We start from the raw sequence: 11,784 nt of genomic DNA on the forward strand, positions 1-11,784 counted from the left end.
CTAATCCCGGCATATAGGCTTTCGAGCCGGGCTCGGCAAATAGCCGGGTTGCCGCCTGCGCGAGGACAGGAATGAATTCCTCATGACTCCGCTTGACTCTTCGATCGCCCTCTGGAATCCTAGAGAACATAACAGGAACAATTGTGAGTGGAAGCTGACCGTCATGGCGACAAGCGCCGTGGCGCGGGAGACTGTTTTTGCCCTGCGCCGCCAGATCGCGAAGATCGAGGGAACGCTGCCCGAGCGCCTGGAGGTGCCGGTCGGCGCAGCCCCCGTTGATGCGGATGTCACGCCCCAGAATCCAACAGCGAATCTAACAATCGTACGCCGCGGCCTCGCCGTGGCGCCGCCCGATGCGTTTCTGCGCACCGGCGCCGAAGGTCTCGATACTGCGCTCAGCGGCGGCCTGCCGAAGACGGCGCTGAGCGAGATCCATGGCGCCGCGACCCGCGATGCCGGGGCCGTCGCCGGCTTCGCCCTGTCGCTCGTCAGCCTGATCCTCAAACAGGGCCCGCGACTGCCGGTCCTGTGGATCGGCACCGCGGAGGTCTTCCGCGAGGCGGGCTTCCCCTATGCCAGAGGGCTTCATGCCGTTTTCGGCATCGAGCCGGAGCAATTGCTGTTTTCCGAGGCGCCAAGGCTCATCGACGCGCTGTGGATCGCCGAGGAAGCCGCCCGGATGACGGCGCTCGCCGCCGTCATCCTCGAAATCCGCGGCAGCCCGCAGCGGCTGGATCTCACCGCGACACGACGGCTGCACGCCCGGGCGCAGAATGCCGGCCGGCCGGTGTTCCTGCTGCGCCAGGCCGGCGAGGCCGAACCGACGGCGGCACCCGTCCGCCTCGTCCTGTCGGCAGCGCCGTCGGCACCACGCCAGACGATCGCCGGGCCGCTCGCCGGCTCGATCGGCCGTCCCGCCTTCACCGTCAGCATCGGCAAGAGCCGCACGGCCTTGCCGGGACAATTCACACTGGAGTGGAACCCCAATGAACGCAGTTTCGAGGAAAGAAGGGCCGGGCAAGAACGGGCAAAGAATCCTGTCCCTGTGGTTTCCGCATCTCGCCGCGGAAAGGATCCTGCGGCAGCGTCTGGGGCGGTCCTGGCGTTCCCGGCCGTCGGATCACCTGCCCCTGGTGATCAGCCATCGCCAGGGGAACGCGCAGCGCATCGCCGCCCTCGACGAGCGGGCTGAGGCGCTTCATCTGAAGCGCGGCATGGGCATAGCCGACGCGCGCGCCATGCATTCGTCGATCGACGTCGTGGAAGCCGATCCCGAGGCCGACCGCCGCCTGCTCGAGAGCCTCGCCGACTGGTGCGACCGCTATACCCCGCTGGTGGCGCTCGACGCAGCCGATGGCCTGTTTCTCGACGTCACCGGCTGCACCCATCTTTTCGGCGGCGAACGGTCGATGCTGGACGACATCCTGTCGCGCTTTTTCCATCAGGGTTTCGATGTCCGCGCCGGCCTTGCCGCCACACCTGGTGCAGCCTGGGCGGCGGCGCGGTTTGCCAGTGACCGCATCGTCCCCGGTGGCGAGGAGGAAGCGCTTCTCGCACCTTTGCCGCTGGCGGCGCTGCGCATCGAGCCTGATATCCGCGCCAGCCTGGAAAGCGTCGGCCTGCGCACGGCGGGCGCCGTCATGGCAGCACCGCGCGCGCCGCTCGCCCGCCGCTTCGGTGTCTCGCTGCTTTTGCGTCTCGACCAGGCGCTCGGCCGCCTCGACGAGGCGGTGTCGCCGCGCCTGCCGGTGGCGCCGCTTTCGGTCGAACGCCATCTCGCAGAACCGATCATGCTGACCGACGAAATAGAGCGGCTGGTGAAAATGCTGGCAACGACGTTGAAGGCGGACCTCGAGCGCCGCGGCGAGGGCGCAAGAAGGCTGGCGCTACTGCTTTTCCGCGTCGACGGCGCCGTCAGCCGCATCGCCGTCGGCACGTCGCGGCCCTTGCGCGAGCCGTTGCTGATCCAGAAATTGTTTCACGAAAGGCTTGCCGCGCTCGAACAGGACATCGATGCCGGCTATGGCTTCGATCTCGTGCGCCTCTCGGTCCTGTCGGCCGCGGCCTTCGACATGCAGCAGGCGGATCTCGCCGGCGAGACGCGCGATGACGGCGCCGACATCGCCCTTTTTGCCGACCGCATCCGCGCCCGACTCGGCGACAGCGCGGTTTTGAAACCGGTCGCCGTCGAGAGTCATCTGCCCGAGCGCGCCGTCGCCATGCTTCCCTATGCGGAAGCGCCGCAAAGGGTCTCTGCGCCGAAGCAGCCGGACAAGATACAGGACACTAGGCCTGTCGTGCGGCCGGAACGGCCGATCCGGCTGTTCCGCTCGCCCGAGCCGATCGAGGTGCCGGCCACCGAAATGCCTGAAGGACCGCCGCTGAACTTCCGCTGGCGGCGCGCGCTCTACCGGGTGGCGCGCGCCGAAGGGCCGGAACGCATCGCCCCGGAATGGTGGCGGGAGGCGGCGGGGCAGGAGGACGCGCCGACCCGGGATTATTTCCGCATCGAGGATAGCGACGGCCGCCGTTACTGGCTCTACCGCCAGGGTCTCTACGGCGCCTCTCAGGCCGCGCCGCGCTGGTTCATGCATGGGGTCTTCGCATGAACGCGCTGGCGGCCGTTCCCTATGCCGAATTCGGCATCCAGTCGAATTTCTCGTTCCTGCGCGGCGCCTCGAAGCCGGAGGAGCTGGTGGTCGCGGCAAAGTTCCTCGGATTTTCGTCGATCGGGCTTGCCGACCGCAACACGGTGGCCGGCGTCGTGCGCGCTTGGCAGCAGGCCAAGGTGGAAGGTCTTTCCTATCATCCCGGCTGCCGCCTGATTTTTTGCGATGGCACGCCTGATGTTCTCGCCTATCCGCAGCACCGCAAGGGCTGGGGCCATCTGTGCCGCATGCTGACGCAAGCCAATATGCGCGACGAAAGCGAGAAGGGCGCACCGCTTCTCTACCGCGACGACCTTTTCGAATGGGGCGATCTTATGTCTCTGGCAGTCCTGCCGGATCTCTCGGCGGGCGCCAATGATGATCTCACTTTGATTAGCCGGCTCAAGGATCGCTTCGGAAGGAACCTGCGGCTTGCCGTTTCGCCGGATTATCACGGCAACGACCGCTACCGTATAGAACAGGCGGCTGCCATGGCTGAGGCATCAGGCCTTCCGCTGATGGCGACCAACGACGTTCTTTACCATACGTCCGAACGGCGCCGGTTGCAGGACGTGCTGACGGCGATTCGCCTCAACGTGCCTATCGCTGAAGCGGGACTGGAACTGGCGGCCAATGCCGAGCGCCATTTGAAGCCGCCAATGGAAATGGCGCGGCTTTTCCGCAGGCATCCGCAAGCACTGGCGGAAACGCTGCGCTTTGCCGGCGAATTGAGCTTCTCACTCAGTGACCTCCAGTACAACTATCCCGACGAACCGACGGAATCGGGCCTCGGGCCACAGGCCGAGCTGGAAAGGCTGGCTCGAGAGGGAGCGGCGATACGGTACCCCTCAGGCGTTCCCGCCGATGTGACGAAGCGCATCCGGGAAGAGCTCGCTTTGATCGAGCGCCTGAATTACGCGCGCTATTTTCTGACTGTCTACGACATCGTCAAATTCGCCCGCAGCCAGGGCATACTCTGCCAGGGGCGTGGCTCCGCGGCCAACTCAGTGGTCTGCTATTGCATCGGCATCACCGAAGTAGGACCCGAGCGGATCGACTCGCTTTTCGAGCGCTTCATTTCCGAGGAAAGAAACGAGCCACCCGACATCGATGTCGATTTCGAACATGAAAAGCGCGAAGAGGTCATCCAGTACATCTATTCCAAATACAGCGCCAAGCGCACCGCGCTTGCCGCAGCCGTCGTCAGCTACCGGGGCCGGTCGGCGATGCGCGAAGTCGCCAAGGCGATGGGCCTGTCGGACGATATCAGGAGCGCGCTGTCCAGCTCGATCTGGGGGTGGTCGACATCGGAGCTCGGCGAAAAGGAGACCAGAGCCGGCGGCCTCGATCAGACCGATTCATCGACAAGGCATGTGATCGAATGCGCCAACGAGATCATGGGCTTTCCCCGCCATCTGTCGCAGCATGTCGGCGGCTTCGTCATCACCAGGGACCGGCTCGACGAGATCGTGCCCATTATCAAGACGGCGATGGACGAACGCAAGATGGTCGAGTGGGACAAGGACGATCTCGACGCGGTGAAAATCCTTAAAGTGGACGTGCTGGCGCTCGGCATGCTGACCTGCCTGCAGCGCGCCTTCACCCTGCTCCAGGATCATTATCCGGAGGCACGGGATGACTATGGCCAGCCCTATGTGCTGGCCACCCTCCCTGCCGAGGACAAACATGTCTACGACATGATCTGCCGTGCCGACACGATCGGCGTCTTCCAGATCGAATCGCGCGCCCAGATGTCGATGCTGCCGCGCCTCAGGCCGAAAACATTCTATGACCTCGTCATCGAGGTGGCGATCGTGCGGCCCGGCCCGATCCAGGGCGACATGGTCCACCCCTATCTGCGTCGCCGGCAAGGCAAGGAAAAACCCGAATATCCCAAGCCGGAACTGGAAGAGATACTCGGCAGGACGCTGGGCGTGCCGCTGTTCCAGGAACAGGCGATGAAGATCGCCATCGTCGCCGGCGGCTTCAGGCCGGGCGAGGCCGATGAACTGCGCCGCGCCATGGCCACCTTCAAGCGCACCGGCACAATCGGCAATTATCGCAAGCGGATGGTCGATGGCATGGTTTTGCGGGGTTACGAAAAGGACTTCGCCGAGCGCTGCTTCAAGCAGATCGAGGGTTTTGGCGAATATGGCTTTCCCGAAAGCCATGCCGCCTCCTTCGCCCTGCTGGTCTATGCCTCCTGCTGGTTCAAGACATTTTATCCCGACGTGTTCTGCGCCGCGATCCTGAATTCCCAGCCGATGGGATTTTATCAGCCGGCTCAGCTTGTCCGCGACGCGCGCGACCATGGCGTCGAAATCCGCGAGGTCGACGTCAATTTTTCCGGTTGGGACTGCGCATTGGAGGACGTCCCCTTCGACCCGGCCCGCGTCCTCGGCCGCCATGCCGAAATGCGCGGCGTCATTCGGACCAATCATGCCGTCCGGTTGGGTTTTCGCCAGGTCAAGGGCCTGTCGAAGGAGCGCATGGAGCTGTTTATCGCCAGACGCGGCGACGGCTACGCAACCGTTCGCGATGTCTGGCTGCGCTCAGGCCTCTACGTCGATGAGATCGAGAAGCTGGCGCAAGCCGACGCGTTTCGTTCGCTCGGCCTCGACCGCCGCGACGCCCTGTGGGCAGTCCGCGCGCTCGATGGCAAGAGTGCCGCCGAGACCCTGCCGCTGTTCGACCGGCCGGCGATCCGCTTGCGCGACCTCGAGCCCGAGACCAGGCTCCCGACAATGCCGCTCGGCGAGCATGTCGTCCACGACTACCGCTCGCTCGGCCTGTCGCTGAAGGCGCACCCGCTTGCCTTTCTGCGCCAGCGGCTGGACCGTTCCGGCGTCACGCCCAATGCGCGCCTCGGCCAGGTTCGGAACGGCAAGCGCGTTTCGGTCGCCGGCCTTGTCCTGGTGCGGCAGCGGCCGGGTAACGCCAAAGCGATTTTCCTGACGCTGGAAGACGAGCAGGCGGTTGCCAACGTCATTTTCTGGGAAAGAACCTTCAACCGCTACCGGCCCATTGTCATGGGCGCGCGGTTAGTCCGTGTCACCGGCAAACTGCAGTCGGAATCGGACGTCATCCATATCGTTGCCGAGAAGGTCGAGGATTTGACGCCCTGGCTGTCCGTGCTTTTGGAGGAGAAGCCCGACGTACCCGTCGTGCAAAACGGCCGGCAGGATATCGCGACACTATCGGGGAAGGCAGAAAGGGTCATGCCCAAGGGGCGGAATTTTCAATAGGGGATGTGTCGGCGGGACAGCGCCCCCCTCTGCCCTGCCGGGCATCTCCCCCACAAGGGGTGTTTGGACCGGGGGGAGATTGGCAGCTTTGGCGCTCCGCTCACTCCTGCGACGGTGATGATTGGCGAAAGCGGCGGTGACGGCCGATCTCCCCTCTTGTGGGGGAGATGTCCGGCAGGACAGAGGGGGGCGCGAAGGATCACCACGCTTCAAGACGGCCCACCCAATCGCGGCGGCGGCAATCCGTCCTCGAAGGGGAGCGAACGCGCCTCCGAAGGCAGCATGATCGGGATGCCGTCACGCACCGGATAGGCAAGCCGTGCGACCCTCGAGATAAGCTCGCCGCGCTCCGGATCCCAGGTAAGCGGGCCCTTGGTCAGCGGGCAGGCCAGCAATTCCAGCAGCTTGGGATCGACATTGGCCTTCTTTCCATCACGCCCATCCACCATTCGGTCTGTCCTTCTCTCGGGGCAATCACTTCCGGTTTTCGCGTTCGTCCTCAGTCTTCGGGCGTTTGCGCTGCCCCTCACCTGCCTGCCGGCACCCTCTCCCCGTATAGTGACGGGGAGAAGTGCCCGGCAGGGCGATGAGGGGCGGCGCCGACTTCCGCAATTGGCTCTGCGTTCCTTCCACTTTGCCTATTGCAGACTCGACCCGAAATCCTCGTTTTCGCGCGCCAGCGCTATTTCGGTGATGGCGATCAGCGTTTCGGCGCGTGTTTTCAGGTCCGCCGCTTCGAGCAGCGCCTGTTTCTCGGCCGGCCCATAGGGAGCCATCATCGACAGCGCATTGACCAGCATGGCATTTTCGGCGCGGCTGACGCTTTCCCAGTCGGCTTCAAGATCGTTGGCCTGCAAATAGGCGCGAAACGCCTTGAGCAGCGCCGGCCGGTCGATCCCGGCCTCTGCCTGATCTTCATCGAGATCGGTGAGAAAGGGCGCAAACCGGCACTGGCGGAAGGGCGTCTTGACCGCGAGCTCCTGCACGATACGGAACCGGCACACACCTTGCAGCGAAATCAGGTAGCGGCCGTCGCCGCTCTCGGAAAGCGCGATGATGCGTCCGGCGCAGCCGACATTGCAGAGTTCCGGCTCGCCATCGGCACGCCGCGCACCGTCGAGGCTGGGCTGTATGACACCGATCAGCCGCGATCCGGCGATCGCCTCATCCACCATCTCCAGATAGCGCGGCTCGAAGATGTTGAGCGGCATGCGGCCGCCCGGCAGCAGCAATGCGCCTTCAAGCGGGAAGATCGGCACCGTTGCCGGCAAATCCGTATCGAGCCGGTAATGCGCGTTTCCCGCCTGCACTTCAAACCTCCGCTCGCTTCCTCAAGAAGCGCATCAAGCCCGCCCACCCATCGCAACCTGACGCGTAAATCGTCACGAAGCGAAGAACGGATCGGTCAGGGCTCCTAATCTGGCGCAGCCGTCGTTGACCGCAAGGCCATCAGGCAAAAACAGCTTGATGCGCGCTCAGGAAAACAGCAGCGACGACAATTTGCGCCGCGCCGCCAGCGTTGCTTCGTCGGTCATGCCCCATGCCTCGAAGAACTGCAGCAATTGCGTCTTGGCGCCGTCGTCGTTCCACGAGCGATCGGCCTTGACGATCGCCAGCAAATTGTCGGCCGCGGCCATGCGCTCGCCGTTGGCGTTCTGGATCATGGCAAGATCGAACCGTGCCTCGTGGTCGCCGGGGTTCTCAGCCAGGCGCCGCTCGAGCTCGGCCGGATTGCCAAGTGCTGCTGCCTGCGCGGCAAGCGCCATCTTGGCGCGCAGCGCAGCGAGTGGCGGCGCATCCTTCTTGGCTTCCGGCGCCCGCGCCAGCACGGCTTCGGCGCCCTCGGCATCGCCGGCCTCGAACAGCAGGTCGCCCAGCCCGGCAATCGCTTCGATCGTGTCCGGCGCCTGTTCCAGGATCGCCTCGTAGATGTCCGCCGCGGTCTGCACATCGCCGGCGGCGCGCGCCTCCGCGGCCGCGGCAAGCGCCTCGGCCACCTGCGGCGCACCATTACCCTTGCCGCCGACCTTTTGGATGAACGCGGCGATCTGGCTCTCGGGAATGGCGCCCATGAAGCCGTCGACCGGCTGGCCATCCCTGAAGGCGATGACAGCCGGTATCGACTGGATGCCGAGCTGTCCGGCGACCGAAGGATGGTCGTCGATGTTCATCTTGACCAGCTTGACCTTGCCGGCGGCGGCCGTGACCGCCTTTTCCAGCAGCGGCGTCAGTTGCTTGCATGGCCCGCACCATGGCGCCCAGAAATCGACCAGCACCGGCTGACGGCGCGATTCCTGGATGACGTCGGCGGCAAATGTGGCGGTCGTCGTATCCTTGATGACGTCGACAGCGACAGGCGGCTCGCTGCCAAGCGCGACTTTCGCCGGAGTGGCGTCAGCGCCGCCATACTGCACTGTGGTGGCATACTGTCCGCCATTGCCGCCAAATGGGCCGCCAAATTGATTGTTGTCGCTCATCTCGTGCCCTTTCGGTCGCGCCGCCGGCCAGCGGCCCGGCGCAAGGTCCTTAATTCTCAGTCAGAAGTCGGTTTATCGTCATCCATGTGGCGATCATGCCGTGACTTTCAAGATAACAGCATCATGCCCGGTTGCCTCGACGAATTTGATGAGGTCGGCGGCGGCGATCGATGTCGTCGCCTCATTGGTCAGCGGATGGGCATTGATGACCGCATGGCCCATCAACTCCTGGTCGAGAACGACCTTGACCCGCAACTCCGTATCGTTGATCAAGCCGAACACCGTGACCGCCCCAGGTACGACGCCGAGAAGTTCCATCAGCATCTCCGGCTTGCCGAAGGAAACGCGCCCGGCGGCGCCGATGACATGGTGGATCTGCCTGAGATCGACCACCGCCTCCTCGCCGACGCTGACCAGGAAGAAATTGTCCTTCTTGTCCTTGAGGAACAGGTTCTTGGTATGCCCGCCGGGGATTTCTCCACGCAGCGCTTGCGAATCGGCGACCGTGAACAGCGGCGGATGGCGCAAGGTCGAGACTTCGATCCCGAGATCGGCGAGAAAGGCGAAAAGCTCGGCTTCGGTTTTCGGCATGTTGTTTCTTGCGGGACTTCTTGTTGTCGCGGTTTGAATGATGCCGTTTACGGCCAATGACGCGGCCGAGACAAGACCGTTGCGCGGCAAGGCTGCCGATTGCGTTCCTATCCGCGCTAGGGAAGGCTCGTTTACGTCGCCGGGTGCGGCCAAAAAACCTGCGATTTCCCTGTTGCAATCGCCGCGCCCTTCAGCCATATAGGCGCGGCTTGCGGCCCAAAAAGCCGCGCGAGCGGGTGTAGCTCAGGGGTAGAGCACAACCTTGCCAAGGTTGGGGTCGAGCGTTCGAATCGCTTCACCCGCTCCAAATTTCCTAAGATTTGAATCGCTTAGAGGCTCGGGTATCCGGGCCTTTTTGCTATTCGCTGTCCGGGGAGCGGGAGGGGGAGTTTGCTTTCTCTGGCAAGTCGATCTGGTTACGCCGCCGCGGAGGACGCGAGCAACCGGTCGCGCTTCTGCGACTTAAGCAAACCGTTACCCACGATCCAAGAGTCCTTAACAATCCGCGCAGGAAGCTGATACGCTTCCGCCAGGATCGTGACGCGGTCCGAGATGCTGGTTCAGTCGCGGCTTGCCAGGAATTTGCCGAGCTCAAGTCTCGAGTTGAAATCAAGACCCCGGCCCACGATCCGCCCCGATGCGAGAAGCCCGCCAAGATGGCGGGCAAGACGGTGGAGGTGGAAATGCTGAGAGCTGCCCTGTTATTCCTGACGTTATGCTTTGCCGCGACCGAAGTGAGCGCGCAGCCGGACATACGTCCCAGGCCTGGAGTTACCGATCGCCTGCTGGACAGAAGCGGGGTCTCCGCCCCGGCGGCCAAGCGACGCGCTCATGTCGCCGACCGCATCAAGAGAGGTGCGGCTGACCGTCCCGTATTGCGACCGCGTTCGCGCATAAGCGACATCGTCGACGGGCGGCTCGTGTCCACGACGATCCGTTCCGGACTGGAAGCCGTGCGGCTGGCCCAAATTCAGAAGAAGAAGCGCGACATCAATTTTCTCGGCGTGATCGATTCCATGACCATCGGCGGCGTCCAGATCAGCCTCGAACGCCGCAAGGTGCGCACCGGCCGCGGGCTCCAATCGCTGCTGCTGACCCAGGCGGGCGGCCAGTATGTTTACGACGGCGATATGGTCGTCCCGCCGTTCGCCATCGGTGGAATAGGATTCCCGCTGTCCGAACAAGGCGCGGAGCTGGCTGCCTATATCACATTCGCTGCCGGCTATGCAGGCACGTTTGGCGCAGGACCGCTGTGGGACGATGCGATAATCCCGTTCGAGGTGGCCGATGACTTCTGCTGCAACGAGGATCTTGCGTCGGCCATCGCCGACTATGAGGAAAGGACGGTGTTTCGCTTCGTTCCGCGCGATGGCCATGAAACTTACATTCGTTTCATCAACAGCGAACCGATCCTGAGCAGCCGCACCGAACTGGGCAAGCAGCGGGGCGAGAACGCGGTCAGAATCCAGGGAGTTCGGTTGGACGGTACGCCGGCCGGCGGATTGATCGGCACCATACAGCACGAGATTGGCCACGAACTGGGCCTGATCCACGAGCATCTCCGCTCGGATCGCGACCTGTTCATCGAGCGCAATCCGGGTTGCGCGCCCGCTGATATCTTTCAGGGCATCTATGAGGGTTGGATCGACATGACCAACGTCGCCTTCACCGAGGACGGCGCGGAACTGCTGACGGACTACGACTTTGCTTCTCTCATGCACTACAATTTCGGTCTCGACACCGACGGGGACGGAACGGTGAATTGTTCACCTTGGGTGCGGCTGGGCGGGTGCACCGGCCCCGCCTGCATCGACAACTTTTCATCGGCCTTGCTGTCCGATCGCGACATCGAGGGCCTCCACAAGCTCTACATCGCCGTGCCCGGCTCGAACAATTTCCTCCCCGAGCCTGACCAGGTCCGCTCATTCAACGGGGACAATGTCCGCCATAGGGGAAAGCGGATAGACCGGTGCCTGCATGGCTTGCCATTTGGGCAGAACGCCTGTTCGGCCACGTCGCGGGGCCGCGTCGCCGACGAATTCTGCGAGGCCAAGGGCTTTCAGGACGGCTTCAACGTTCAGACGGAAGGCATGCTTGGCGAGCACTCCGGCTTCCATGCCGTGGTTGGCTGGATGAACGTATGGGGCGGCGACGTGATCTCCTCGATCAGCTGCCAGAACCTGACCCCTCAAGAGGAGCAGGTCGTGGCCGGGACGCTCGAGGAGGAAACGTTCAGCGGATCGGAGGTGGAGGTGTCGGACCGCCGCATTGACCGTTGCATGCATGGCGACGACATAACCGGCGACCGCTGCAGCGCCGCGAATCAGGGGCGCATCGCCGATGCGTTTTGCGAGCAAGAGGGCTTCGACGAGGCCTCGGCGTTCGAAACGGATTTCGGCGGTCCCAACGCCTTCATGTCCGGTTTCTTTCCCTCCGACGACGATTTCAAGGACGTCGCCGGTCTGGATCAGTTTACCGAGATCAGCTGCGTCCGGTAGCCATCGTATTTGATTTCATGAATCCAATTATCGCCCTCCGGAGGAACCTCGACCAAAGTCGGCAACATCGGTGGAATGAAGGTAAGACGCATAAATTGAACCCAAGCCGCGACTCAATTCCGGTCGGCAGAATAGGTTCCAGCGCAACTAAAAACCCGCTGCCTGAGGGGACGGGCAGCGGGTTATCTGGAGCCAGGGTATGGGCCCTGTTTGATCGCCAATGGGGGAAGCGACCAGCCGCTCGGCGAGAGCGACCGGCGTCTGCTGGTTCGCATCTTGGAGGACCCGCGGGTGCGATCCCCAGACGGGCTGTGGGCGATCATCA

8 protein-coding genes, 1 tRNA gene and 1 pseudogene are annotated in these 11,784 nt (G+C 63.5%); 5 read left to right on the forward strand and 5 right to left on the reverse strand.

The window, feature by feature from the left end; translation table 11 throughout:
* Positions 1–163 precede the first annotated feature (163 nt).
* Genes NKH12_RS03635 through NKH12_RS03645 form a run of 3 tightly spaced genes read left to right on the forward strand, consistent with a single transcriptional unit; the run spans position 164 to position 5,893 of the window.
* Positions 164–1,192 (forward strand): ImuA family protein, encoded by a 1,029-nt coding sequence (locus tag NKH12_RS03635; protein ID WP_352951932.1) that lies wholly within the window; start codon positions 164–166, stop codon positions 1,190–1,192.
* Complete coding sequence (locus NKH12_RS03640) at positions 1,134–2,609, forward strand: DUF6504 family protein (protein WP_352951933.1); 1,476 nt, start codon at positions 1,134–1,136, stop codon at positions 2,607–2,609. The genes NKH12_RS03635 and NKH12_RS03640 overlap by 59 nt, the downstream gene beginning before the upstream one ends.
* Complete coding sequence (locus NKH12_RS03645; protein WP_352951934.1) at positions 2,606–5,893, forward strand: error-prone DNA polymerase; 3,288 nt, start codon at positions 2,606–2,608, stop codon at positions 5,891–5,893. The genes NKH12_RS03640 and NKH12_RS03645 overlap by 4 nt, the downstream gene beginning before the upstream one ends.
* Before the next feature lie 209 nt (positions 5,894–6,102).
* Here NKH12_RS03645 and NKH12_RS03650 read toward each other — a convergent pair whose 3' ends face one another.
* The 4 genes from NKH12_RS03650 to NKH12_RS03665 all read right to left on the reverse strand — a co-directional run bounded on the left by NKH12_RS03650 (position 6,103) and on the right by NKH12_RS03665 (position 8,961).
* Entirely contained in the window at positions 6,103–6,342 is a 240-nt protein-coding gene (locus tag NKH12_RS03650; protein ID WP_352951935.1) for a Trm112 family protein, read from the reverse strand.
* 189 nt (positions 6,343–6,531) lie between these two features.
* Positions 6,532–7,203: an LON peptidase substrate-binding domain-containing protein gene (locus tag NKH12_RS03655; protein WP_352951936.1), complete on the reverse strand. Its 672-nt coding sequence runs from the start codon at positions 7,201–7,203 to the stop codon at positions 6,532–6,534.
* Positions 7,204–7,368: 165 nt separating this feature from the next.
* The gene (gene trxA / locus NKH12_RS03660) at positions 7,369–8,370 is read right to left on the reverse strand and encodes a thioredoxin (RefSeq protein WP_352951937.1); all 1,002 of its coding nucleotides are present in this window, start codon (positions 8,368–8,370) and stop codon (positions 7,369–7,371) included.
* Between the two features lie 93 nt (positions 8,371–8,463).
* Positions 8,464–8,961 (reverse strand): prolyl-tRNA synthetase associated domain-containing protein, encoded by a 498-nt coding sequence (locus NKH12_RS03665; protein ID WP_352951938.1) that lies wholly within the window; start codon positions 8,959–8,961, stop codon positions 8,464–8,466.
* Positions 8,962–9,193: 232 nt separating this feature from the next.
* Between NKH12_RS03665 and NKH12_RS03670 the strand changes: the two genes are divergently transcribed.
* Both NKH12_RS03670 and NKH12_RS03675 read left to right on the forward strand, forming a co-directional pair.
* Positions 9,194–9,268: transfer RNA gene (locus NKH12_RS03670), tRNA-Gly, on the forward strand.
* 823 nt (positions 9,269–10,091) lie between these two features.
* Positions 10,092–11,459, forward strand: coding sequence for a M12 family metallopeptidase (locus NKH12_RS03675; protein ID WP_352951947.1), 1,368 nt, complete (start codon positions 10,092–10,094; stop codon positions 11,457–11,459).
* Here NKH12_RS03675 and NKH12_RS03680 read toward each other — a convergent pair.
* Positions 11,441–11,551, reverse strand: a pseudogene (locus tag NKH12_RS03680) (ATP-dependent DNA ligase); the annotation flags it as partial. The gene NKH12_RS03675 and the pseudogene NKH12_RS03680 sit on opposite strands and share 19 nt — an antisense overlap.
* Between the last annotated feature and the right edge of the window lie 233 nt (positions 11,552–11,784).

The sequence above is a fragment of the Mesorhizobium sp. M1322 genome (assembly GCF_040318085.1).
In the GTDB taxonomy this organism is placed as follows: domain Bacteria; phylum Pseudomonadota; class Alphaproteobacteria; order Rhizobiales; family Rhizobiaceae; genus Mesorhizobium.